The organism is Herbaspirillum huttiense, from assembly GCF_047300815.1.
GTDB lineage: Bacteria > Pseudomonadota > Gammaproteobacteria > Burkholderiales > Burkholderiaceae_D > Herbaspirillum > Herbaspirillum huttiense_A.
On record NZ_CP178608.1, the window covers coordinates 169633 to 191793 of the forward strand.

A 22161-nucleotide genomic window follows, 5' to 3' on the forward strand; every position below is an offset into this window, starting at 1 on the left:
TATCCTGCCTGAATCCTTTGCAACTCCCGTGCGATAAAAAACAGCCGGAGGCATTTCTGCTCCGGCTGTCATTTTCTCCGCTTCACTTTCAGGTGAGGTTTGGTGAATCTCCCGTCCCAGTGTGCGAGCGGGAGAGGCTGCCTTAAAGGCTTTCTTCGCGCGGATCCCGCGCCAGCAGCCGGGCCACCATGTCTTGCACCGACACGCCATCGAACAAGGCTGCCGCCACCGCATCGGTGATCGGCATTTCGATGCCTTTTTCGCGCGCCAGCGCCCGCACCGCCTGTGCGCAGCGCACGCCCTCGGCCACGTGGCCGAGTTCGGCGACGATATCGTCCAGTTTTTTGTTTTGAGCCAGTCCCAGGCCCACGCGCCGGTTGCGCGAGAGGTCGCCGGTGCAGGTGAGGATGAGATCGCCCACCCCTGAGAGTCCCATGAAGGTTTCTGCACGTCCGCCCAGCGCCACGCCCAAGCGCGTGATCTCCGCCAGGCCGCGCGTGATCAATGCGGCACGGGCGTTCAAGCCCAGTTGCAGGCCATCGGCCACGCCCGTGGCGATGGCCAGGATGTTCTTGACCGCGCCGCCAATCTCCACCCCCACCAGGTCATCGCTGGAATAGATGCGGATGTTGTTGCCGTGCACTGCCGCGACCACACGCTCGCACAGCGCCGCATCGGCACCGGCGATGGTCAGCGCGCAGGGCAGGCCACGCGCCACTTCCTGGGCAAAGGAAGGGCCGGAGAGGACACCGGCGGCCACTGCCGAACCCAGCACTTCCTGCACCACCTGATGCGGCAGCAGGCGCGTGCCTTCTTCCAGGCCCTTGCACAGCCAAACCAGGTTGGGGATGGCATAGGCGCGCAGATGGCCCGCCAGCTCGCGCAGACCGGACACCGAAGACGCGGCAATGAGCAGCGAATCGGAGGGGTCGTCGCAGACATGGCGCACGGCGGCATCGAAGTCCGAACTCACCGCCAGTTCGGGCGGCAGCGGGAATCCGGGCAGGTACAGACTGTTTTCGCGTTGCTCGCTGGCGGCCTGCATGGCCTGGGCATTGCGCCCCCACAGCACGACCTGGTGCTTGCGCGCCAAGGGAATGGCCAGCGCGGTACCCCATGCGCCAGCGCCCAGAATGGTGATTTTCATTTCAGGCCGCTCTTCGCTCAATCGCCCCAGACATCGCCGGCCTTCACGAAGCCGCTCTGGCCGTCGCGATGGCGGACCTTGACCCAGCCATTGTTGGGGCTTTCCAGCATCTCCAGCAGGACCGACTTGTCGGCCGTGAAGACCACCGGGCTGCTTTCATCGGCGGCATTGAAGATGCGCGCATTGGCCACCGACACCACCAGCATGCGCTTGGGCGTCAAGGCCTTGGAGGAGATCCAGGACAGCGTGCCGGCGGCATCCCTGACCTTGCTCCAGTCGCCATAGGTCAGCACCACCTCGACCGGCATGCCGCGCGGCGCGACATAGACGCGGCGGCCTTTTTCGGAAGGGGCATCGTACATGATGGCGGGCGAGGCGCCGACCGACTTGAAGTCCAGGGCCAGGGCATCCTTGGCCATGAAGGCGCCGAGCAGGGTGGCGCAAAGAATCAGGGGCAGGCGTTTCATCGTGAAGGTCTCCGCAGAAGGGAAAGCGCCGCAGCACAGGCTGCGGCGGCTCGTTGTCGTGCCGGGCTGCCGCAGGGGATGCGGCTGGCGCGGCAGGCGGACAGGGGTGAAACCCGATCAGTTGACGGCGGTGGAGCCGTTGTTGACCAGGGTCGCGCCTTGTTGCTCGGCCAGGGCCTGCAGGCGCTGCTGGTAGAACACCTCGAAGTTGATCTCGGCCAGGTGCACCGGCGGGAAACCGGCGCGGGTGATGGCGTCGGCGATGTTGGCGCGCAGGTACGGGTAGATGATGTTGGGGCAGCCGATGCCCAGCAGCGGGTCCAACTGTTCGGCCGGCACGTTGCGGATCTCGAAGATGCCGGCTTGCTTGCCCTCGACCAGGAAGGCGACCTTGTCCTTGACCTTGGCGGTCACGGTGATGGTCACGGTCGATTCGAACACGCCTTCAGCCAACGCTTCGGCACCGACGTCCACCGACACTTCGATCGAAGGGGCTTCCTGCTCCAGGAAGATGGCCGGGGAATTGGGCTGTTCCAACGACAGATCCTTCAGGTAGACGCGCTGGATCTGGAAAACGGGTTGCTCTTGGGCTTCTTGGGTCTGTTCCGACATGGATCTCTTTCAGGTTCGGTGAATCGATAGGGGGGAGTTGCTGCGCTGGCCTCAGGCTTGCAACAGCGGGTCCAGCTTGCCGGCACGGTCCAGAGCGCTCAGGTCATCGAAGCCGCCGACATGGGTGTCGCCGACATAGATCTGGGGCACGGTACGGCGGCCGGTCTTTTGCATCATCAGCTCACGCTGCTGAGGTTCGAGATCCACGCGGATCTTCTCGATCTGCGTGATTCCCTTGCTGGCCAGCAAACGCTCGGCCATCATGCAATACGGGCACACGGCGGTGCAGTACATGGTCACGGGGGCGCTCATTTTGCCTCCTTGGTGGTCAGCGGCAGGCCCTGGCCCTGCCAGGCGGCGATGCCGCCGTTCAAGCCGTAGACTTCGGTGAAGCCGGCCTTCTTCAGGGAAGCTTCGGCACGGTTGGCCTGGGTGCCGGTCTGGCACACCACGATGACCGGGCGGCCCTTGAGCTTGTCGAGCTCGCCGATGCGCTGCGGCAACTCTTTCAAGGGAATGTTGCGGGCGTCGCGCAGGTGGCCGGCGGCGAATTGCTCGGCATCACGCACATCCAGCACCAGCACCTTGCCCTGGTTGAGCATCTGCGTGGCCTGCAAGAGGCTCAGCTTGTTGCCGCGCTGCTGCAGGTAGGGAACCAGCAGCGCACCGCCCGAGACCAAGGCCAGGGCGATCAGGAAAATATTGTCGATGATGAATTTCACGGCAGTCCAATGAGTTTACTGAATCCCGGCATTATAAAATAGAAGCATTCGCGGTTTGCATCCGGACCGAACAGTCTAGTTTAAGGTGTGCACCCGGTCTCGCGTAGTCGATCTTTGGGGCAGCCGCAGCGGTTTATCCATCATCAATACAAGTCCTGCTATGTACAAAATCGTATTCATGCGCCACGGCGAATCGACCTGGAACCTGGCCAACCGCTTCACCGGCTGGGTCGATGTCGACCTGACCGAAAAGGGCGTGGCCGAAGCCCGCCAGGCCGGCAAGCTGCTCAAGGAAGCCGGTTTCTCCTTCGACCTGGCCTACACCTCGGTGTTGAAGCGCGCCATCCGCACCCTCTGGACCACGCTGGACGAGATGGACCAGATGTACATCCCGATCAAGAATGACTGGCGCCTCAACGAACGCCACTACGGTGCCCTGCAAGGTCTGAACAAGGCCGAGACCGCCGCCCAGTACGGCGACGAGCAGGTGCTGGTCTGGCGCCGCAGCTACGATACCCCGCCCAACCCGCTGACGCCGGGCGAAGAGCGCGATGCCTTCGGCGACGCCCGCTACGCCGGCCTCTCGCGCGAGCAGGTGCCGCTGACCGAATGCCTCAAGGACACGGTTGCCCGCGTGCTGCCGGCCTGGAATGATTCCATCGCCCCGGCCATCCGCGCCGGCAAGCAGATCATCATCTCGGCCCACGGCAACAGCCTGCGTGCCCTGATCAAGTACCTGGACGGCATCAGCGACAACGACATCGTCGGCCTGAACATCCCCAACGGCCAGCCGCTGGTCTATGAACTGGACGCCGATCTCAAGCCCATCAAGAGCTACTACTTGGGCGACCAGTCCGCCATCGAAGCAGCGCTCAAGGCCGTGGCCAATCAAGGGAAGTCGAAATAAAACTGCGTTGCTCCAGCAAGACGCCGGCCGCACAGGAGGCGTCCCTTTCCGGAAAGTGCATTCCACCGGCGCGCCAGGCTCTCCTGTCGGGCGCGCCGCGGGGAGTCTTTCGCTTGCTGGCCGCGATGGTGTCCGGTCTGCTGCTGTGTGTAGCGGTGCAAGGCCAGCCCATCACCGAGCGGACCCGGCAGAAGCAGGCCGCCGAGAAGGAACAGGCCGACCTGCAGCAGCGCCTGACCACACTCAAGCGCGATATCGACCAGACCGAGACCGCCAAGGACAACGCCGCCGATGCCCTGGCCGCCTCTGAGCAGGCGATCTCCAAGGCCAATCGATCGCTGCGCGACCTGGCGCAGGAACAGCAGGCCACCGAAGCGCGCCTGGCGCAGCTGGTCAAGCAGTTGAATGAACTGACCGCGCTGGTCAACGCCCAGCAGGCGCAGCTCTCCAAGCTGCTGCGCGAGCAATACGTGGCCGGCAACGAAGATCGCATCAAGCTGCTGCTCTCGGGCGACAATCCCAATCGCATCAACCGCGAGCTGCAGTACATGGGTTATGTCTCGCAAGCCCAGGCCAAGCTGATTGAAACGCTGCGTGCCAACCAGCAGGCGATCCGCGCCAACAAGGCCGATACCCAGAATGCCAAGTTCGAACTGGATGAAATCGCCCAGGAAGAACAGGAACAGAAAAAGGTACTGGAACGCGAGAAGGGCCGCCGCCAGAGCTTGCTTTCGCAGCTTTCCACCAAACTCAACGCCCAGCGCCAGGAAGCCGGCCGCATCGAGCAGGATCAGCAGCGCCTCTCCAGCCTGGTGGACAAGCTGGCGCAGATCATCGAGCAGCAGAAAAAGGCCGAAGCCGAAGCCCGCGAGAAACGTCGCCAGGAACAATTGGCCAAAGCCAAGGCCGAACGCGAGAAGCGTCTGGCTGAGCAGCGTGCCCGCGCCGAGAAGCGCGCCGCCGAAGCGGCCAAGGCCGCCAAGGAAGGCAAGCCGGCGCCGAAGATGCCCGATCCGGCCGACGCCATCGATGATGACGAACCGCCGCAACAGGCTTCACTGGGGCGCAATGACACGCTGCCCGAGCCGCAGGCGGACAATTTCGGCAAGCCCTTTGCCAGCCTGCGCGGACAATTGCACCTGCCGGTCAGGGGCGAGCTGGTATCGAAATTCGGCAGCCGCCGCGGCGACGGACCGACCAGCCGGGGCCTGTTCCTGCGCGCCCAGGAAGGCGCGGAAGTGCGGGCGGTGGCGGCAGGACGCGTGGTCTTCGCGGACTGGTTGCGTGGTTTCGGCAACCTGATCATCGTCGATCACGGCAACCAGTATATGACCATTTACGGCAACAACCAGTCGGTATTGAAACGCGCCGGTGACCTGGTCAAGACCGGGGAAACCATTGCCACTGCAGGCAACAGCGGCGGCAATGAGCAATCGGGTTTATACTTTGAAATGCGGTATCAAGGCCGCGCATTCGACCCACAGGGGTGGGTAACTTCTAGGTGACACATGGGCAGCAAACTCAAGAATATCGGTTTGATCGGGTTGGGCATGGTGGCAGGTGCCACTGCGATGATTCAGTTCGACGCCATCGCGCAAAAGAATGCAACGGCGTCGCTGCCCCTGGAGGAGCTGCGCCAGATGGCCGACGTGTTCGGTCTCATCAAGTCGGATTACGTCGAGCAGGTCGATGACAAGAAGCTGCTGACCGAGGCCATTTCCGGCATGGTCGCGTCGCTCGACCCGCACTCCGCCTATCTGGACAAGAAGGCCTACAAGGAGCTGCGCGAAGGCACCATGGGCAAGTTCGTGGGCCTGGGCATCGAGGTCGGCATGGAGGATGGCTACGTCAAGGTCATCTCCCCCATCGAGGATTCGCCGGCCTTCCGCGCCGGGATCAAGGCTGGTGACCTGATCACCCGCCTGGACAGCACCCCGGTCAAGGGCCTGACCCTGGATGAAGCCGTCAAGAAGATGCGCGGCGAACCCAACACCAAGATCACCCTGACCATCGCCCGCAAGGAAGAAGACAAGCCCGTCATCCTGACCATCACCCGTCAGGAGATCCGCGTGCAGAGCGTCAAGTCCAAGGTGGTCGAACCCGGCTACGCCTGGCTGCGCGTGACCCAGTTCCAGGAACCGACGGTGGACGACATGTCCAAGAAGCTGGCCGCCATCTACGCCCAGGAACCCAACCTGAAGGGCATCGTGCTGGACCTGCGCAATGACCCGGGCGGCGTGCTGCCGGGCGCCATCGGCGTGGCGGCGGCCTTCCTGCCCAAGGATTCGGTGGTGGTCTCCACCAATGGCCAGCTGCCGAGCTCCAAGCAGACCTTCTACGCCAAGCGCGAGTATTACGCCGCCAACCCGCTGTCGGATCCGCTGTCGCGCTTGCCGGATGCCATCAAGAAGGTGCCGATGGTGGTCCTGATCAACAGCGGCTCGGCCTCGGCTTCCGAAATCGTGGCCGGTGCCCTGCAGGATTACAAGCGCGCCACCATCATGGGCACGCAATCTTTCGGCAAGGGGTCGGTGCAATCGGTCATCGCCCTGCCGCCGGAGAAGAACACCGCCGTCAAGCTGACCACCGCCCGCTACTACACGCCCAAGGGCCGTTCCATCCAGGCGCGCGGCATCGTGCCGGACATCATGGTGGACGAATACCCCGATGGCGATGGCCTGAACGGCCTGCGCCTGCGTGAAGCCGATCTCTCCAAGCACCTCACCAACGACACCGACAAGTCCGCCGAGGTCAAGGCCAAGGCCATGGATGAACAATCGGAAGAACGCCTGATCGCCGCCGAGAAGAAGCGCAAGCCGCTGGACTTCGGCAGCAAGGATGACTTCCAGCTGACCCAGGCCCTGAACCAGCTCAAGGGTTTGCCGGTGAAGGTCTCCAACGCCAAGCCGGAAGTGCGCAATGAAGAAGGCAAGAACGACACCCCGGTGAAGGACGAGCGCAAAGACAACAAGGCGCCCGCCGAGAAGATCGACACCACCAAGTAATACGCTGCCTGCGGGCAGGCATATCGGGCCGCTAGCACTTGCCAGCGGCCCTTTTTTTCATCTCAACCTTGTCGGATATGACGATGGATGACCAACAGCTGCTGCGCTACTCGCGCCACATCCTGCTCGACGAGATCGACATCGAAGGCCAGACCCGCCTGCTGCAAGGCCATGCGCTGGTGATCGGCGCCGGCGGCCTGGGCTCGCCGGCGGCCATGTACCTGGCGTCGGCCGGGGTGGGCCACATCACCCTGGTGGATCATGACACCGTCGATCTGACCAACCTGCAGCGCCAGATCATGCATACCACCGCGCGCGTGGGCCAGCCCAAGGTGGCGTCCGGGCGCGAAGCCTTGCACCAGATCAACCCCGGCGTACAGGTCACGGCGCTGGCCGAGCGGGTGGAAGGGGAGCGCCTGCAGGCGCTGGTGGCGGCGGCCGATGTGGTGCTGGACTGCAGCGACAACTTCGCTACCCGCCATGCCGTCAACCGTGCCTGCGTGGCGGCCGGGGTGCCGTTGGTCTCGGGGGCAGCGATCCGCTTTGATGGCCAGGTCAGCGTATTCGACCCGCGCCAGGAGGCCAGCCCCTGCTATGCCTGCCTGTTTCCACCCGAGCGCGAGTTCGAGGAAGTGCAATGTTCCACCATGGGCGTGTTCTCGCCCCTGGTCGGCATCATCGGCACCATGCAGGCGGCCGAGGCCATCAAGCTGGTGGCCGGTATCGGCCGCTCGCTGGCCGGACGCCTCCTGATCCTGGATGCGCGCGAGATGCAATGGACCAGCATCGGCATCGGCCGCGACCGCCAGTGCCCGGTGTGTGCCCGGCGGCACGGATAGACGCGGGCGCGGCCGATGGCACGCTTCGGCGCTTCCATCGGCCCCCGTTCTTCTGGTATAAACACGGATGGATGTTGCAATGCAAATAGCATGCAGCATGCGCCAGGCTGATGTTCCGAACGACGACAATTCATAAGCGCGATCAGCCCGCCCCGCCTAGCCCGTCACAGGGGAAGTCATGAACCGCTCCATGAACCGGAACGCCGCCCGATGAGATGGCCAGCGGGCCGCCGCGCCAAAGGCTTGGCATACGGAATCGTTGGTGTACAATCCTTGACCGCGAAAAAGCGTACGCCATCGGCAGCGCGCCCCGGTCCAGATAGCCCGGACCTGCGCACTGATCGCGACAACGTCAATCGAAGAGGTGCCAACGCGGCAAGGGAAGTGGATTCACAAGCGACCTGTTCCGGCAGCCGTGCATCAGCCGGAAATGGATATAGTTGAAAAACCCGTAGTATTGAAAGTAAGCGAAGTGGCAACCAAGACTCCCAAAACTACCCCTGCAGCGCAGTTGCTGACCGAGGAACAAATCCTCAAGATGGACGAGAAGGACTATATGAACGAAGCGCAGCTTGCTTTCTTCAAGGCCCGTCTCCAGCAGCTGGAAAAGGATCTGCTCAAGAACGCGGATGAAACCACCGAACACCTGCGCGAAACCGTGCTGGTGCCGGACCCGGCTGACCGCGCCACCATCGAGGAAGAACACGCCCTGGAACTGCGCACCCGCGACCGCGAGCGCAAGCTGCTCAAGAAGGTGCAGCAATCCATCGTCTCCATCGACAACGGCGAGTACGGCTGGTGTGAAGAAACGGGCGAACCGATCGGTATCCCGCGCCTGCTGGCGCGTCCGACCGCGACCCTGTCGCTGGAAGCCCAGCAACGCCGCGAACTGAAGCAGAAACTCTACGGCGACTGACCTGCGCCCTGCATGATGACGCCTGCGCCGTCCGGTGCGCAGGCGCAGTGCCCCTGTCGCCGCCGTCGCGACGGCCGTCGCTGTCACTTTTCACCCGGCCCCGCTCCATGACCCGTCTGCGTGCCCTGCGAAGCCCTGCCGTCATCGCCCTGTTGGCGATGGCGCTGCTGTTTGCGCAGATGCTGGGTTTCGTGCACGGTATCGCTCACGTGGGCTGGGCGCCTGGCACCGTACATTCGCTCATCAGCGATGCCCTGTTCGATGAAGGTGATGAGGCGCATGCCGAGCCGGCTGCCACGGCCGCTGCGGCCGCTGCCTTCGGTTCCCACGATTCCCACCCGCACGCCCACGACCTGCATCACTCCTGCGTGGCCTATGATGCCGCCGCCCTGTCGGCCGGCGTGCACTTCGATTTTCCTCCCCTGCCGCTGCTGCCGCCAGTGCGTGTGCTGGCCTTGTGGCTGGCCTTCGCGTCCTGGGACGCGCCGCTGAACTGCCATTTCTCCTCGCGCGCCCCGCCGCGCTGAATTCCTTCCCCCTGCAAGACCCGCCTTACTGGTTACCGGTTGTCGCTCGCGCATCCGCGCGTGGTGCCGCGTCGTCCTGACGCCGCCGCTGCGTGCGATCGCGTGCCGACGGCCGGTGTATCCGCGCCGCCCATCCCCCTCACGACAAGCGGGCGGCGCCTTTTTGCATAACAAGGAATTCACATGGCTTTTCAACGCCAACGCATCGCCTCGGCCGTCTTCTCGGCCCTGGCGGCCTGGTCCGTCTCTGCTGCAGCCCAGACTGCCGACACCAGCGCCACCCCAGCTGCACCCGCTGCCACGCCTGCGGCCCAAGCGGCCCTGCAACCCATCGTCGTCACCGCCACGCCTTTTGCTTCACAGGAAGACGTGCAGGTGCTCACGCCCGCCAAGGTCATCGCCGGTGACGAACTGCGCAACAAGCTCGGCAACTCGCTGGGCGACACGCTTTCGGGCGAACTGGGCGTGTCCGCCTCGGCCTTCGGTGCCGGCGCCTCGCGTCCCATCATCCGCGGCATGGAAGGTCCGCGCGTGATGATCCTGCAGAACGGCATGGGCGTCTCCGACGTCTCCACCGTCTCCAACGACCATGCGGTCGCCACCGAAGCCGCCACCGCCCGCCAGATCGAAATCCTGCGCGGTCCGGCCGCGCTGCTGTATGGCTCGGGGGCCATCGGCGGCCTGGTCAACGTGGTCAATGACCGCATCCCCACCGAGCTGGTCGGCAAGCCCACCGGCACGGTCGAAGGCCGCTACGGCACCGTCGATGGCGAAAAGAACACGTCCTTCTCGCTGGACACCTCGGCCGGCCAGATCGGCCTGCACCTGGACGGCAACTACCGCGATACCGACAACTACAAAATCCCCGGCAACGCCCGCCAGGGGGACAGCAGCAGCGCATCGGGCCGCCTGCCCAATTCCTTCACCCACGAGACCAGCCTGGGTGGCGGCTTCTCCTATGTGACCAACTGGGGCTACATCGGCCTGTCGGCGGCGACGCTGGACGACCACTACGGCATCCCGACCGATGAAAAGTCCTTCATCGACCTGCACCAGAACCGCTACGACCTCGATACCGTCGTCAACAACCCCTTCGCCGGCATCGAGAAGTTCCGCTTCCGCATGGGCTACACCGACTACACCCACATCGAGAAGGCGCAGGACGGCACGCCCAACACGGTCTTCGCCAACCGCGCCGTGCAGACCCGCTGGGAACTGACGCACGCGCCGCTGGCCGGTTGGCACGGCACTTTAGGCGTGCAGACCGAGCAGAGCAATTATTCGGCCCTGACTCCCGATACCGGGGTCTCCGAGCTGACCCCGCCCACGCGGTCGAGGTCCTTTGCCGGCTTCCTGGTGGAAGAGCGCCAGTTCGGCCAGGTACTGGCCAGTGCCGGCCTGCGCGCCGAGAGCGTGAGCCGCCGTCCCGACAGCGGCAGCGGCCTGCCGGGACGCGATTTCAGCCTGCTCTCCTGGTCCACCGGCGGCCTGTGGACCTTCCAGCCCGGATACGGCCTGGGCCTGACCTATTCCTTCGCCCAGCGTGCGCCGACGGTGGAAGAGCTGTACTCCAACGGCCCGCATGAATCGACTTCCACCTACGACATCGGCGACAACCAGCTGAAGAAGGAAACGTCACACAACATCGAGCTGAGCCTGCAGAAGACCGAAGGACTGGTGCGCTGGAAGGGCAATGTCTTCCGCAACAAGGTCAACAACTTCATCTACGGTCGTACCAACGGCCAGGTGGACGATACCGGCGCGGCCGATCCCAATGGCGAATTCACCCAGCGCTTCTGGTCGCAGGGCGATGCCACCATCCGCGGCGTGGAAGCCGAGGTCACGTACAACTGGAACGGCGAAGGCGTCTCCGGCCGGGTCTTTGCCGATACCTCGCGCGGCACGCTCGACAATCTCGGCAACCTGCCGCTGCAACCGTCCACCCGCTATGGCATCGAGCTGGGCTACAAGACCGGCCCCTGGGCCAGCGGCGTGAAGGTCTTGCGCGCGCAGAAGCAGGATCGCCTGGCCTCCTTCGAAACCTACGAGACCCCGTCCTACACCCAGCTGGATGCCAACCTGTCCTATACCCAGCGCCTCAACGGCGTGAAGCTGACCTGGTTCGCACTGGCCCGCAACCTGCTGAAGCAGGACATCCGTTTGTCCACCTCGGTGCTGCGCGAGACGGTGCCGCTGGGTGGCCGCAACTTCATCGTGGGGGTGCGCACCGCCTTTTGACCGATATGAACGAAACGCCAGCTGCCCCGGGCAGCGGCGTCATCGGGTGCCGGCGGGAGACTGCGCCTCCCGCCAGCGCAGCTTGCCCGGCCGTCTCCGCAAGGAGGCTGCCGGGCTTTTTTTCGCCTGTATGGCGCGTATGAAGCAATGAGTCAATTTTCCGGATTTTTTACTGGCCGATTACGGTGCCGGCGGGAAATCCAGAACAGTATCGTTCACACGATTGAACAGATTGGTGAAGGTAATTGCAGTGACGGCCAGCAGCGTATCGACGATCTGGGCATCGCTGTAGACGGCCCGCACGCGTTCGACCACATCGGCGGGCACGGTGCCACGGGTAGCGACCAGGCGGCGGGCGAAATCGGCCAGCACATCCAGGCGGTCATCGCCCGAGGGGCGGTCATGGCGCACGCCGTCGATGGCCTGGGCGGAGAGGCCGACTTTCTTGCCCATGAGCGCGTGGGCCGCCACGCAGTAGTCGCAACCGGCCTGTTCGCTCACGGCCAGCTTGATCGCTTCGATTTCCTTGGCCGACAGGCTGCTCTTGCGCAGGGCGCCATCCAGGTGCAGGGCCGACTCCAGCGCGACCGGGCTCAGGCTGCCGATGCCGGCGTAGGCGTTGGGCACCATGCCCACGGCGGACTTGATGGCGGCAAACAGTTGGGCGGCCTGGCCGCTGGCTTCGCTGATGGGGGCAGTGTTCAAACGGGACATGATATTTCTCCTTGGTGAAGGTCAGCGCCTTGGCCGGGGCAGGATTGCCGCTGGTCCGTGTTGCGCATGGATGTACTGTAGGCTTCCAAGATGAAATTATGAATGCCTGAAAATGACATAAAATTGCTCAAAAAGCTCAACCAAGGAAAATGATGGATGCCCTCAGCCGCCTCCTGTCCCTGCATCCGGTGCGTGCCGCGCTGGATATCCGCTGCCGTTTCGGCCAGCCCTGGAACCTGCCGCATGCGGCCTTGCCAGCGGGCGTGGCGCCTTATCACTTCATCCTGGAGGGCCGGGCGCAGCTGCGCCTGGCGGCGGGCGAGCCTGTGCTGCTGGAGGCTGGCGACCTGGTGGTGCTCACCCGTGGCGCAGCGCATGATCTCTTCATCGCGCCCGTCGGCGAAGCCATCGCGGCGCGCCCGGGCGTGACTGCAGCGCCGGTGCAACTGAATGTGAATGATGAGGATGCCGGCGGCGCGCAGCCCCTGTCGGATTTCCTCTGCGGGCAGTTCCATTTCGATGCCCCGCACTCCAACGCCCTGGTGCAGGCGCTGCCGGAAGTCTTGCTGGTGCGGGGCCAGCAGCTGCCGCAAGGGGATGGCCTGCACACCCTGGCCACCCTGCTGCGCAACGAGTGCGGGGGCGCCGATGGCCGCGGAGAATTGCGCGCCGGCGCCCAGGCGGTGGTAGCCGGGCTGGCGGCGGCGCTGTTCGGACTGGCCCTGCGCGCCTGGCTGGCCCAGGGCGGCCCGCAACCGGGTTTGCTGGCGCTGCTGGCCCATCCCGGCCTGCAACATGCGATGCAGGCCATGCTGGAGGCCCCGCAGCAGGAATGGACGCTGCCTCGGCTGGCAGCGTTGTGCCACATGTCGCGCGCGACCTTCGTGCGGCGCTTCCAGGAGGTCGGCGGCACTACGCCAGGCGAACTCCTGCAGCAATTGCGCATGGCGCGTGCCGCGCAGCTATTGAGCTACAGCAAAATGGGCACGGCCCAGATCGGCGAAGCTGTGGGGTATCAGTCCGAAGCAGCGTTCAACCGGGTATTCAAGAAATTGACCGGGATGGGGCCGGGAGCGTACCGGCGCAAGGGCAGGCTGGAGCAGGGGCAGGCAGTGGCGGGGAACGACCCCGCAGATGCCGTGGGGATCAGCGGATAGGCAGGCGGATGGTGTTCTTCACTTCTTCCATCACCGCATAAGTGTGGGTCTCGCGCACACCCTTCAATTGCAGCAGCGACTTGCCCAGGAATTCACGGTAGGCGTTCATGTCCTTGACCCGCGACTTGACCAGGTAATCGAAGCCGCCGGCCACCATGTGGCACTCCATGATCTCGGGGATGCTCTGCACGCTCTTCTTGAATTCGGCAAAGACATCCGGCGTGGTGCGGTCCAGCACCACTTCGATGAAGACCAGCAGGGAGACATCCAGCAACTCCGGATTCAGCTGCGCCGCATAACCCAGGATGTAGCCGGCTTCCTGCAGTTTGCGAACCCGCTCCAGGCAAGCGGCCGGCGACAGGTTCACGCGGCCGGCGAGGTCGACGTTGCTGATGCGGCCGTCGTTTTGCAGCTCCGCCAGAATTTTCTTGCTGATCTTGTCGAGTCCGGCCATGGTTTCTGAACTTTATTCAGTTAAAAATATATAGAGAAAATTTTATTCCGATTATAAGGGGAATAAGCGCGCCTAATATCAAGGAAGAGTCAATAGAATCCTCCCTCATAAAAAACATAACGTAATGCGGGCATGAAGCGAAGTTCACTTCGTTTCTGCGCGGATCACAGCAGTATCTCGACAAGAGACTTGACGAGTTTTGTGTGCCAGGGCCAGCAAGCGGGCGGCGGTGAAGACCAGCCTCACGCGGCCGGTCCGGCATCAACGGAATGCACCACTTCGGCCCACAAGGCGGGGGATGGCGCAAATCCTGCTTTTCCGGCGTTTTCAATGCAATCACCCACCGCAGTCTGACTTTCTAGAAGAGAGGAAACACCCCATGTTCAAGCGCGTCTCCGGACTCAACATCATCGCCGCCTCGCTGGCGCTGATCCCTGCTTTCGCCATGGCGCAGGAAACCCAGGTCGTCAAGATCGGTTTCTCCAGCCCGCTGACCGGTCCCCAGGCATCGGCCGGCAAGGACAACCAGGGCGGCCTGATGATGGCCGTCGAGCGTCTGAATGCGCAACCCATCACCGTGGGCGGCAAGAAGATCAAGTTCGAAGTCCTGGCAGAAGATGACCAGGCCGACCCCAAGCAGGGCGTGGCCGTGGCACAGAAGCTGGCTGACCAGGGCGTCAAGGCCATCGTCGGTCCCTACAACTCGGGCGTGACCATTCCTGCCTCGCGCGTCTACAACGATGCCGGCATCGTGGTGGCCACCGTGGCCTCCAATCCCAAGATCACCCAGCAAGGTTTTGCCACCCTGTTCCGCGTGGCCGCCAGCGACAGCCAGCTGGGCGGCAAGATGGCCCTGTACGCAGCCAAGGAACTGAAACTCAAGCGCGTGGCCGTCATCGATGACCGCACCGCCTACGGCCAGGGCCTGGCCGAGGAATTCGCCAAGGTCGCCAAGGCCAACGGCATCGAAGTCATCAGCAAGGACTTCACCAACGACAAGGCCACCGACTTCACCGCCATCCTGACCTCCATCAAGGGCAAGAAGCCCGACGCCGTGTTCCTGGGCGGCTACGCTCCCCAAGGCGGCCCGATCAAGCGCCAGATGAAGCAGCTGGGCATCGACGTGCCCCTGATGGGCGGCGACGGCATCTGTTCGCCGGAAATGGGTCGCCTGGGTGGCGACGCCATCGGTGAAACCGTCTACTGCACCCAAGGCGGCACCATGCTGGACAAGGCCAAGGATGGCAAGGTCTTCGCTGACGACTACCAGAAGAAGTTCAGCCGTCCTGCAGAAACCTATGCGGTCTCGTTCTACGATGGCATGATGCTCATCGCACAAGCCATGAAGCAGTCCAACTCGGTCGAACCCAAGACCTTCGGCCCGGCCCTGGCCAAGATCAGCTACAAGGGTGTGGCCGGCCAGTACGACTTCGACGAAAATCACGACCTGAAGCAATCGCCCGTGACCGTCTATCGCTTCAAGGATGGTCTGCCGGTTCCCCTGACCAGCTACTGATCGGTCCTCGGTCCTTTCTCTGGCCCGGTCTTGCCGCCCGCAGTAGCGGGCGGCACGCCAGGCTCCAGTCCCAGCTCCATCTTGCAGTATCCCGCTTCCCGCCGGTTCCGACCGGCCCGGGAGCGGCTTGCCGTACCCGTTTGCGGTGCCCATGCCGTGGCCGTAGTGTTACCCTCTGCCCTGGCGGGCCCGCAGCACATTCGGAAGGAAGACCATGCTCAGCTATACCCGTACCGTCCAGACCATCGATGCCCACACCGGCGGCGAACCGCTGCGCATCGTGGTCTCGGGCCTGCCCAAGATCCCCGCTGGCACCATCCTGGAGCAGCGCGCCTGGCTGCGTGAACATCGCGACGACCTGCGCTGTTTCCTGATGAACGAACCGCGCGGCCATGCCGACATGTATGGGGCCTACCTGCTGCCGCCATTCACGGCCGGTGCCGACTTCGGCGTCATCTTCATTCACAATGAAGGCTACAGCGACATGTGCGGCCACGGCATCATCGCGCTCGGCAAGGTGCTGGTCGAGATGGGCTACGTCGAACGTACGCAGCCGCAGACACGCATCTGCTTCGATGCCCCTGCCGGCTTCATCGAAGCCTTCGTCGAGTGGGATGGCGTGCGCGCCGGCAAGGTCAGCTTCAACAACGTGCCCGCCTTCATCTATCGCCGCGACGTCGAAGTCGAGACGCCCGGGTTTGGCAAGATCACCGGCGACATTGTCTTCGGTGGCGCCTTCTACTACTACATCAATGCGGCGCAGGCCGGCCTCACCGTCAAGCCTGAACTGGTGCGCCAGCTGATCCAGCTGGGTGCCGAAACCAAGGCCGCCGTCATGGCCAAGGTCGCCATCGCCCATCCGCTGGAGCCGGGCCTCAACACGCTGTATGGCACCATCATCGACAGCGAACCCAATTTCCCCGGCGCGGACCAGTCCAACGTCTGCATTTTCGCCGACCGCGAAGTGGACCGCTCGCCCACCGGCACCGGTACCTCGGGCCGCGCGGCCCAGCTGTTCCTGCGCGGACAATTGGCGCTGAACCAGCCTTACGTCAACGGCAGCATCGTCGGCAGCAACTTCGGCGTGCGCGTGACTGCTGCGACCAAGGTGGGTGACTTCGATGGCGCGCTCACCGAAGTGAGCGGCTATGCCCACATCATGAGTACCAACCAGTGGGTGCTGGAAGAGTCCGATCCCTTCCCGACCGGTTTCTTCCTGCGCTGACTTCCCCCACAGGATTCCCATGCACATCCTCGACTCCCTCCAGACCGCGCAGGCACTGCCCTATTCCGCACTGGTCGATGCCCTCGCACACGCCGCGCAGGAACTGGCCAGCGGTGCCATCCGCGCACCAGAGCGCCAGGTGGTTCCCATCGATGCCAACAGCGTCTTGCTGGGCATGCCCGCCATTGCCGAGGATATCTCGGTGACCAAGCTCATTACCGTGCATGGCGACAACGCCCGCCATCAGTTGCCGGCGATCCAGGGTGAGTTGATTGCCTTCGAGACCGGCACCGGCCGACGCCTGGCCCTGATGGATGGCCCCACCGCCACGGCGCGCCGCACCGCAGCCATGAGCCTCCTTGGCATTCGTACGCTGTTGCCGCGCACGCCGCAATCGGCGCTGCTGATCGGCACCGGCGCGCAGGCGGCGGCGCATGCCGATGCCCTGGCCGAAGTGTATGGTGTGCGTCAGTTCTGGGTCGCCGCACGCGACCTCGCACGTACCCAGGCCTTCTGCCAGGCCATCAGCGAACGCCATCCGCAAGTGGTGGCCAGTCCGCTCCCGGCACAGATGTTGCAACAGGACTTACCGCGCACCGATGTGGTGATTGCCTTGACCACGTCACGCGTGGCCGTCATTCCCGAGCAGATCGCGGCCGATACGCTGGCCATCGGCGTCGGTGCCTTCAAGCCGGACATGGTGGAGTTCCCGGCCAGCCTGCTGCATGCACGCCGCATCGTGGTCGATGACCTGGCCGGCGCGCATCACGAAGCAGGCGACCTGATCCAGGCCAAGGTGGACTGGGCGGGCGTGGCCGGCATCGGCGATGTGCTGGCCGGCAAGACGGCGGTGAACACGCTCGACAGTGCAGGGGCGCTGCCGGTGTTCAAGACCGTGGGCCAGGCCGCGTGGGACCTGGCGGCAGCGCGCGTGATGCGCACCACACTGGGGATCTGAAAATTGCGCGTGCATGCGCGCTTAATTTGATAAATAATTTACGCTTTTTTCGCGAACGCCCGTGCGTTTGCGGTTTCCTTGCAATTTCCTGACGTTTCACAACAATCATCCTCCTGAAGGAGACACCGTTTCATGGACATTTTCATCCAGCAGATCATCAACGGATTGGTGCTAGGCAGCATGTACGCACTGATCGCCCTGGGCTACACCATGGTGTACGGGGTGCTGAACCTGATCAACTTTGCCCACGGCGACATCCTGATGGTGGGCGCCATGGTCGGCCTGTCGATCCTCAAATTGGTGCAGCAGGTCGCGCCTGACCTGCCGGGCATCGTCAAGCTGATCATCGCCATCGTCGGTGCCATTCCTGTGTGCGTGATCGTGAGCTTGCTGATCGAGCGCATCGCTTACCGTCCGCTGCGCAACGCGCCGCGCCTGGCGCCGCTGATCACCGCCATCGGCGTGTCGATCCTGCTGCAGACCTTCGCCATGATGATCTGGGGCCGCAGCCCGCTGCCGTTCCCGCAGATCATGCCCTCGACCCCGGTCAACATCGCCGGTGCCCTGATCTCGCCAACCCAGATCATGCTGTTGATCCTGGCCCTGGCCGCGATGATCGGCCTGGTGCTGATCGTGGAGAAGACCAAGATGGGCCGCGCCATGCGCGCCACCGCCGAGAACCCGCGCATCGCTGGCTTGATGGGCGTGGACGCCAACCGCGTCATCATCGTCACCTTCGCCATCGGTGCTGCATTGGCGGCCATTGCCGGCGTGATGTGGGCTGCCAACTATTCCACCGCGCAGTTCGCCATGGGCTTCGTGCCGGGCCTGAAGGCCTTCTCGGCCGCGGTGCTGGGTGGTATCGGCAACATCTACGGCGCCATGCTGGGCGGCATCCTGCTGGGCCTGATCGAAAGCCTGGGTGCCGGTTACATCGGTGACCTGACCGGCAACTTCCTGGGCAGCAACTACCAGGACATCTTCGCCTTCATCGTGCTGATCATCGTGCTGACCCTGCGCCCGTCCGGGATCATGGGTGAGCGTGTGGCGGATCGGGCCTGAGTTTTTAAGTTAGTTCATTGTTGAAACTTAGAAACAAAAACTTAAAAGCAGAAATTTAGAAACTTAAGAAATCGGAAGAGAACACTATGGCTCTCATGACCTTCGACATGAAGCGCAACCCCCGGCAGGCGCAGTTCAGCCTGCTGGCGCTGTTGGCGCTGATGATCATCTTCCCCATGATCGCCCAGCATTTCGGCAATTCGTGGGTGCGCATCATGGATATGGCGCTGCTCTACATCATGCTGGCCCTGGGCCTGAACGTGGTGGTGGGTTTTGCCGGCCTGCTGGACCTGGGCTACATCGCCTTCTATGCCATCGGTGCGTACACCGCTGGTTTGCTGGCCTCGCCACAGTTCGCGCAGGTGATCGAATCCTTCATCAACACCTATCCGGCCATCGGCAATTTCCTGGTCTGGCTGTGCGGTCCGCAGATCGTGCAGAACGGCATCCACTTGTCGCTGTGGCTGATCGTGCCGATCTCGGGCATGCTGGCGGCGCTCTTCGGTGCGCTGCTGGGTGCGCCGACCCTGAAGCTGCGTGGTGACTACCTGGCCATCGTGACGCTGGGCTTCGGCGAGATCATCCGTATCTTCATGAACAACCTGAACGCGCCGGTGAACATCACCAACGGTCCGCAGGGCATCAACCTGATCGACCCGATCCGCGTCTTCGGTGTATCGCTGGCCGGTGAACCGGGTTCGGGTTCGATGCTGAAGGTCTTCGGCATGAACCTGCCCTCGGTGAACGCGTACTACTACCTGTTCCTGGTGCTGTGCATCTTCGTGATCTTCTTCTCGAGCCGCCTGCAGGATTCGCGCCTGGGCCGTGCCTGGGTGGCGATCCGTGAAGATGAAATCGCCGCCAAGGCGATGGGCATCAACACCCGCAACGTCAAGCTGCTGGCCTTCGCCATGGGCGCGTCCTTCGGTGGCGTGGCCGGTGCCATGTTCGGTGCCTTCCAGGGCTTCGTCTCGCCGGAATCCTTCTCCCTGACCGAATCCATCGCCGTGCTGGCCATGGTGGTGCTGGGCGGCATTGGCCACATTCCGGGCGTGGTGCTGGGTGGCGTGATCCTGGCCGCGCTGCCGGAAGTGCTGCGCCACGTGGTGGAGCCGCTGCAGATGGCGATCTTCGGCAAGGTCTGGATCGATGCGGAAGTGCTGCGCCAGCTGCTCTATGGCCTGGCCATGGTGATCATCATGCTGACCCGTCCGGCTGGCCTGTGGCCCTCGCCGCGCCATGAAGACCGTCCCGAAGTGGACCACACCAAAGTCGGTACCACCGGCGAAGTCAAAGCTTAATCTGGAGCACAGAACATGACACAAACACTGCTCAAGATCCGTGACGTCAGCAAGCGTTTCGGCGGCCTGCAAGCCTTGAATGGCGTGGGCATCACCATCGAGCGCGGCCAGATCTATGGCCTGATCGGCCCCAACGGCGCCGGCAAGACCACGTTTTTCAATGTCATCACGGGCCTGTACCAACCCGATACCGGCAGCTTCGAACTGGACGGCAAGCCTTATTCGCCGAGCGCCCCGCACGAGGTGGCCAAGGCTGGCATCGCCCGCACCTTCCAGAACATTCGCCTGTTCGGTGAAATGACCGTGCTGGAAAACGTGATGGTCGGTTGCCACGTGCGCACCAAGCAAAATGTTTTCGGTGCCGTGTTCCGCCACAAGGCGGCGCGTGAGGAAGAAGCGGCGATCCGCGCCAAGTCGCAGCAGCTGCTGGACTTCGTGGGCATCGGCCAGTTCGCCAAGCGCACGGCGCGCCATCTGTCGTATGGCGACCAGCGCCGTCTGGAAATCGCGCGCGCCCTGGCGACCGATCCGCAACTGCTGGCCCTGGATGAACCGGCGGCCGGCATGAACGCTACCGAGAAACTGGCCTTGCGCGAGCTGCTGGTGAAAATCCAGGCCGAGGGTAAAACCATTCTGCTGATCGAACACGACGTGAAGCTGATGATGGGCCTGTGCAATCGCATCACGGTGCTGGACTACGGCAAGCCGATTGCCGAAGGCGTGCCGGCTGACGTGCAGAAAAACCCGGCGGTGATCGAGGCCTACCTCGGTGCAGGACATTAAGCGAGACCACAGAACATGACAACGAACATTCTCAAAGTCGACCAACTGAGCGTGGCCTATGGCGGCATCAAGGCCGTCAAGGGCATCAGCCTGGAAGTCAACGACGGTGAACTGGTTACCCTGATCGGCGCCAATGGCGCCGGCAAGACCACCACCCTCAAAGCCATCACCGGCACGCTGCCCAGCAGCAAGGTCGATGGTCACGTGTATTACATGGGCAATCCGTTGAAGGGCAAGAAGTCCTTCGAGCTGGTCAAGGACAAGCTGGCGATGGTGCCCGAAGGCCGTGGCGTATTTACGCGCATGAGCATCCAGGAAAACCTGTTGATGGGTGCCTACACCAGCAATGACAAGGGCCAGATCCAGGCTGACGTGGACCGCTGGTTCGAGGTCTTCCCGCGCCTGAAGGAACGTGCGGCGCAGATGGCGGGTACCTTGTCGGGTGGTGAACAGCAGATGCTGGCGATGGCGCGCGCATTGATGAGCCATCCCAAGCTGCTGTTGCTGGATGAGCCGTCGATGGGCTTGTCGCCGATCATGGTGGAGAAGATCTTTGAAGTGATCCGCAATGTGTCGGCACAGGGGATCACGATCCTGCTGGTGGAACAGAACGCCAAGCTGGCACTGCAGGCGGCGCATCGTGGTTACGTGATGGAGTCGGGCCTGATCACCATGGAAGGGCAGGCGCAGCAGATGCTGGATGATCCACGGGTGAAGGCGGCTTATCTGGGTGAGGGATAAGGCTATCCATCAATTCGTAAATGATATAAATCATTTGTGAAGTATCGATTAAAAAAACGCAGCCTTGGCTGCGTTTTTTTCGTATAAATCTGGTGCTTCGTTTGGATGGGATCACGTATATACAGTGATGAGCAATCGCTATCGGCCAAACTCAATGCTCTTCAATGCGCGCATGAAGTCTCGATAATGCAGTTCGTTCGGCGCTCGGGGATTACGGTCCCGCGCAAGGCAGGTGGCGAACTCCAGGCTGTTTTTCTGATTGCCGATCACGGCGATGAAACATCGTTGTGGCCGTTTCGGTGCCGCATCGCCCATCTCTTTGCGCGTCGGCTCCGTGCGCCGCGTCCAGAGATAGCCGGTCCAGTCCTTGCCGCGGATCTTCTCCCGCTTGATTTCATCTTGTTGGGTGGCCCAGAGAAAATCCACACCGTACTCGTTGAGCTGTATCGCATCATCTTCCTGATCCAGGTGGTCAGTACGGGCAGGGACGGCGATCCAGTCGGAGATGCCCGAAGCGAGGTAGTCCTGTGTGGATTGTCCCGAGAGAAATCCTTCCGTATTCGCCAGCAGTCCGGGGCCGGGAAAGTCTTCTGGATAATGGCCCATCTGAAGTACCTTGGCACCACGATAGTGTGCAAGCGCAGTGCATGTGATGATGGGTGAGCTGCTCGGTGGACGCATCGAAAAATGGCAGGTTTCCTTGATCCTGCGTTGCTTGAATTTGAAAAGAGTAGCTGCGTTAGCGGCGGCCGCATGGACGTGACAGCTTGACGCGAGACACAGCATCAGGAGCGAAATCAGTATCTTCACCGATGAGGATTGTTGGAGGGATCCGGGCGACAGGTTTGGTTCTGTGTTCATGGAAGGGGA

General features: G+C 62.9%; 23 protein-coding genes. 15 read left to right on the forward strand and 8 right to left on the reverse strand.

Annotation, left to right across the window (positions count from 1 at the left end):
- Positions 1-142: 142 nt before the first annotated feature.
- The 5 genes from ACLRDN_RS00875 to ACLRDN_RS00895 form a co-directional block, all read right to left on the reverse strand.
- Positions 143-1147 carry an NAD(P)H-dependent glycerol-3-phosphate dehydrogenase gene (locus ACLRDN_RS00875; RefSeq protein WP_413458576.1) on the reverse strand — a complete coding sequence of 335 codons (1005 nt, stop codon included), beginning with the start codon at positions 1145-1147 and terminating at the stop codon, positions 143-145.
- 17 nt (positions 1148-1164) lie between these two features.
- On the reverse strand, positions 1165-1614 hold the full coding sequence (locus ACLRDN_RS00880; RefSeq protein WP_034340513.1) for an SH3 domain-containing protein: 450 nt from the start codon (positions 1612-1614) through the stop codon (positions 1165-1167).
- 117 nt (positions 1615-1731) lie between these two features.
- A complete protein-coding gene (secB, locus tag ACLRDN_RS00885) occupies positions 1732-2226 on the reverse strand; it encodes a protein-export chaperone SecB (RefSeq protein WP_413458577.1) in 495 nt (164 codons plus the stop codon).
- A gap of 51 nt (positions 2227-2277) precedes the next feature.
- Positions 2278-2538, reverse strand: coding sequence for a glutaredoxin 3 (gene grxC, locus ACLRDN_RS00890; protein ID WP_034340510.1), 261 nt, complete (start codon positions 2536-2538; stop codon positions 2278-2280).
- The gene (locus ACLRDN_RS00895; RefSeq protein ID WP_088757369.1) at positions 2535-2948 is read right to left on the reverse strand and encodes a rhodanese-like domain-containing protein; all 414 of its coding nucleotides are present in this window, start codon (positions 2946-2948) and stop codon (positions 2535-2537) included. The genes grxC and ACLRDN_RS00895 overlap by 4 nt, the downstream gene beginning before the upstream one ends.
- Positions 2949-3108: 160 nt before the next feature.
- Here ACLRDN_RS00895 and gpmA point away from each other — a divergent pair, with 160 nt between their 5' ends.
- From gpmA to ACLRDN_RS00930, 7 genes are all read left to right on the forward strand, one after another.
- On the forward strand, positions 3109-3855 hold the full coding sequence (gene gpmA, locus ACLRDN_RS00900) for a 2,3-diphosphoglycerate-dependent phosphoglycerate mutase (protein ID WP_006464885.1): 747 nt from the start codon (positions 3109-3111) through the stop codon (positions 3853-3855).
- A gap of 125 nt (positions 3856-3980) precedes the next feature.
- Entirely contained in the window at positions 3981-5360 is a 1380-nt protein-coding gene (locus ACLRDN_RS00905) for a murein hydrolase activator EnvC family protein (protein ID WP_413460450.1), read from the forward strand.
- A 3-nt stretch (positions 5361-5363) separates the two neighbouring features.
- Positions 5364-6860, forward strand: coding sequence for a S41 family peptidase (locus ACLRDN_RS00910; protein ID WP_413458578.1), 1497 nt, complete (start codon positions 5364-5366; stop codon positions 6858-6860).
- Between the two features lie 83 nt (positions 6861-6943).
- Positions 6944-7699 (forward strand): HesA/MoeB/ThiF family protein, encoded by a 756-nt coding sequence (locus ACLRDN_RS00915; protein WP_413458579.1) that lies wholly within the window; start codon positions 6944-6946, stop codon positions 7697-7699.
- A gap of 430 nt (positions 7700-8129) precedes the next feature.
- Positions 8130-8615, forward strand: coding sequence for an RNA polymerase-binding protein DksA (dksA, locus tag ACLRDN_RS00920; RefSeq protein WP_182993485.1), 486 nt, complete (start codon positions 8130-8132; stop codon positions 8613-8615).
- A 107-nt stretch (positions 8616-8722) separates the two neighbouring features.
- Entirely contained in the window at positions 8723-9142 is a 420-nt protein-coding gene (locus ACLRDN_RS00925; RefSeq protein ID WP_413458580.1) for a hypothetical protein, read from the forward strand.
- 183 nt (positions 9143-9325) lie between these two features.
- Positions 9326-11380, forward strand: a complete 2055-nt coding sequence (locus ACLRDN_RS00930; protein WP_413458581.1) for a TonB-dependent receptor — start codon at positions 9326-9328, stop codon at positions 11378-11380.
- Between the two features lie 180 nt (positions 11381-11560).
- On the opposite strand, the gene ACLRDN_RS00935 is transcribed toward ACLRDN_RS00930, so the two are convergent.
- Positions 11561-12094 (reverse strand): carboxymuconolactone decarboxylase family protein, encoded by a 534-nt coding sequence (locus tag ACLRDN_RS00935; protein ID WP_413458582.1) that lies wholly within the window; start codon positions 12092-12094, stop codon positions 11561-11563.
- 152 nt (positions 12095-12246) lie between these two features.
- On the opposite strand from ACLRDN_RS00935, the gene ACLRDN_RS00940 reads away from it, so the two are divergent.
- Entirely contained in the window at positions 12247-13251 is a 1005-nt protein-coding gene (locus tag ACLRDN_RS00940) for an AraC family transcriptional regulator (RefSeq protein ID WP_413458583.1), read from the forward strand.
- Here the strand turns inward: ACLRDN_RS00940 and ACLRDN_RS00945 are convergent.
- Entirely contained in the window at positions 13241-13705 is a 465-nt protein-coding gene (locus ACLRDN_RS00945) for an Lrp/AsnC ligand binding domain-containing protein (RefSeq protein WP_034340473.1), read from the reverse strand. The genes ACLRDN_RS00940 and ACLRDN_RS00945 overlap by 11 nt on opposite strands.
- 379 nt (positions 13706-14084) lie before the next feature.
- Here ACLRDN_RS00945 and ACLRDN_RS00950 point away from each other — a divergent pair, with 379 nt between their 5' ends.
- From ACLRDN_RS00950 to ACLRDN_RS00980, 7 genes are all read left to right on the forward strand, one after another.
- The gene (locus tag ACLRDN_RS00950; RefSeq protein WP_413458584.1) at positions 14085-15221 is read left to right on the forward strand and encodes a branched-chain amino acid ABC transporter substrate-binding protein; all 1137 of its coding nucleotides are present in this window, start codon (positions 14085-14087) and stop codon (positions 15219-15221) included.
- Between the two features lie 214 nt (positions 15222-15435).
- The gene (gene lhpH / locus ACLRDN_RS00955) at positions 15436-16446 is read left to right on the forward strand and encodes a trans-3-hydroxy-L-proline dehydratase (protein WP_413458585.1); all 1011 of its coding nucleotides are present in this window, start codon (positions 15436-15438) and stop codon (positions 16444-16446) included.
- 19 nt (positions 16447-16465) lie between these two features.
- Positions 16466-17404, forward strand: a complete 939-nt coding sequence (locus ACLRDN_RS00960; protein ID WP_413458586.1) for a delta(1)-pyrroline-2-carboxylate reductase family protein — start codon at positions 16466-16468, stop codon at positions 17402-17404.
- A 132-nt stretch (positions 17405-17536) separates the two neighbouring features.
- A complete protein-coding gene (locus tag ACLRDN_RS00965) occupies positions 17537-18466 on the forward strand; it encodes a branched-chain amino acid ABC transporter permease (protein ID WP_034338197.1) in 930 nt (309 codons plus the stop codon).
- A gap of 86 nt (positions 18467-18552) precedes the next feature.
- Entirely contained in the window at positions 18553-19767 is a 1215-nt protein-coding gene (locus tag ACLRDN_RS00970) for an ABC transporter permease subunit (RefSeq protein WP_413458587.1), read from the forward strand.
- A 15-nt stretch (positions 19768-19782) separates the two neighbouring features.
- Positions 19783-20550: an ABC transporter ATP-binding protein gene (locus ACLRDN_RS00975; protein ID WP_413458588.1), complete on the forward strand. Its 768-nt coding sequence runs from the start codon at positions 19783-19785 to the stop codon at positions 20548-20550.
- Between the two features lie 15 nt (positions 20551-20565).
- On the forward strand, positions 20566-21291 hold the full coding sequence (locus tag ACLRDN_RS00980; protein ID WP_034331852.1) for an ABC transporter ATP-binding protein: 726 nt from the start codon (positions 20566-20568) through the stop codon (positions 21289-21291).
- Positions 21292-21429: 138 nt separating this feature from the next.
- Here ACLRDN_RS00980 and ACLRDN_RS00985 read toward each other — a convergent pair whose 3' ends face one another.
- Positions 21430-22152, reverse strand: a complete 723-nt coding sequence (locus ACLRDN_RS00985; protein ID WP_413458589.1) for a hypothetical protein — start codon at positions 22150-22152, stop codon at positions 21430-21432.
- Positions 22153-22161 lie beyond the last annotated feature (9 nt).

What these genes read in the sequence shown, in the direction of transcription:
- ACLRDN_RS00875 (WP_413458576.1), bottom strand. Translation starts at nt 1,147, where the DNA reads ATGAAAATCACCATTCTGGGCGCTGGCGCATGGGGTACCGCGCTGGCC.
- ACLRDN_RS00880 (WP_034340513.1), bottom strand. Translation starts at nt 1,614, where the DNA reads ATGAAACGCCTGCCCCTGATTCTTTGCGCCACCCTGCTCGGCGCCTTC.
- secB (WP_413458577.1), bottom strand. Translation starts at nt 2,226, where the DNA reads ATGTCGGAACAGACCCAAGAAGCCCAAGAGCAACCCGTTTTCCAGATC.
- grxC (WP_034340510.1), bottom strand. Translation starts at nt 2,538, where the DNA reads ATGAGCGCCCCCGTGACCATGTACTGCACCGCCGTGTGCCCGTATTGC.
- gpmA (WP_006464885.1), top strand. Translation starts at nt 3,109, where the DNA reads ATGTACAAAATCGTATTCATGCGCCACGGCGAATCGACCTGGAACCTG.
- ACLRDN_RS00905 (WP_413460450.1), top strand. Translation starts at nt 3,981, where the DNA reads ATGGTGTCCGGTCTGCTGCTGTGTGTAGCGGTGCAAGGCCAGCCCATC.
- ACLRDN_RS00910 (WP_413458578.1), top strand. Translation starts at nt 5,364, where the DNA reads ATGGGCAGCAAACTCAAGAATATCGGTTTGATCGGGTTGGGCATGGTG.
- ACLRDN_RS00915 (WP_413458579.1), top strand. Translation starts at nt 6,944, where the DNA reads ATGGATGACCAACAGCTGCTGCGCTACTCGCGCCACATCCTGCTCGAC.
- dksA (WP_182993485.1), top strand. Translation starts at nt 8,130, where the DNA reads ATGGATATAGTTGAAAAACCCGTAGTATTGAAAGTAAGCGAAGTGGCA.
- ACLRDN_RS00925 (WP_413458580.1), top strand. Translation starts at nt 8,723, where the DNA reads ATGACCCGTCTGCGTGCCCTGCGAAGCCCTGCCGTCATCGCCCTGTTG.
- ACLRDN_RS00930 (WP_413458581.1), top strand. Translation starts at nt 9,326, where the DNA reads ATGGCTTTTCAACGCCAACGCATCGCCTCGGCCGTCTTCTCGGCCCTG.
- ACLRDN_RS00935 (WP_413458582.1), bottom strand. Translation starts at nt 12,094, where the DNA reads ATGTCCCGTTTGAACACTGCCCCCATCAGCGAAGCCAGCGGCCAGGCC.
- ACLRDN_RS00940 (WP_413458583.1), top strand. Translation starts at nt 12,247, where the DNA reads ATGGATGCCCTCAGCCGCCTCCTGTCCCTGCATCCGGTGCGTGCCGCG.
- ACLRDN_RS00945 (WP_034340473.1), bottom strand. Translation starts at nt 13,705, where the DNA reads ATGGCCGGACTCGACAAGATCAGCAAGAAAATTCTGGCGGAGCTGCAA.
- ACLRDN_RS00950 (WP_413458584.1), top strand. Translation starts at nt 14,085, where the DNA reads ATGTTCAAGCGCGTCTCCGGACTCAACATCATCGCCGCCTCGCTGGCG.
- lhpH (WP_413458585.1), top strand. Translation starts at nt 15,436, where the DNA reads ATGCTCAGCTATACCCGTACCGTCCAGACCATCGATGCCCACACCGGC.
- ACLRDN_RS00960 (WP_413458586.1), top strand. Translation starts at nt 16,466, where the DNA reads ATGCACATCCTCGACTCCCTCCAGACCGCGCAGGCACTGCCCTATTCC.
- ACLRDN_RS00965 (WP_034338197.1), top strand. Translation starts at nt 17,537, where the DNA reads ATGGACATTTTCATCCAGCAGATCATCAACGGATTGGTGCTAGGCAGC.
- ACLRDN_RS00970 (WP_413458587.1), top strand. Translation starts at nt 18,553, where the DNA reads ATGGCTCTCATGACCTTCGACATGAAGCGCAACCCCCGGCAGGCGCAG.
- ACLRDN_RS00975 (WP_413458588.1), top strand. Translation starts at nt 19,783, where the DNA reads ATGACACAAACACTGCTCAAGATCCGTGACGTCAGCAAGCGTTTCGGC.
- ACLRDN_RS00980 (WP_034331852.1), top strand. Translation starts at nt 20,566, where the DNA reads ATGACAACGAACATTCTCAAAGTCGACCAACTGAGCGTGGCCTATGGC.
- ACLRDN_RS00985 (WP_413458589.1), bottom strand. Translation starts at nt 22,152, where the DNA reads ATGAACACAGAACCAAACCTGTCGCCCGGATCCCTCCAACAATCCTCA.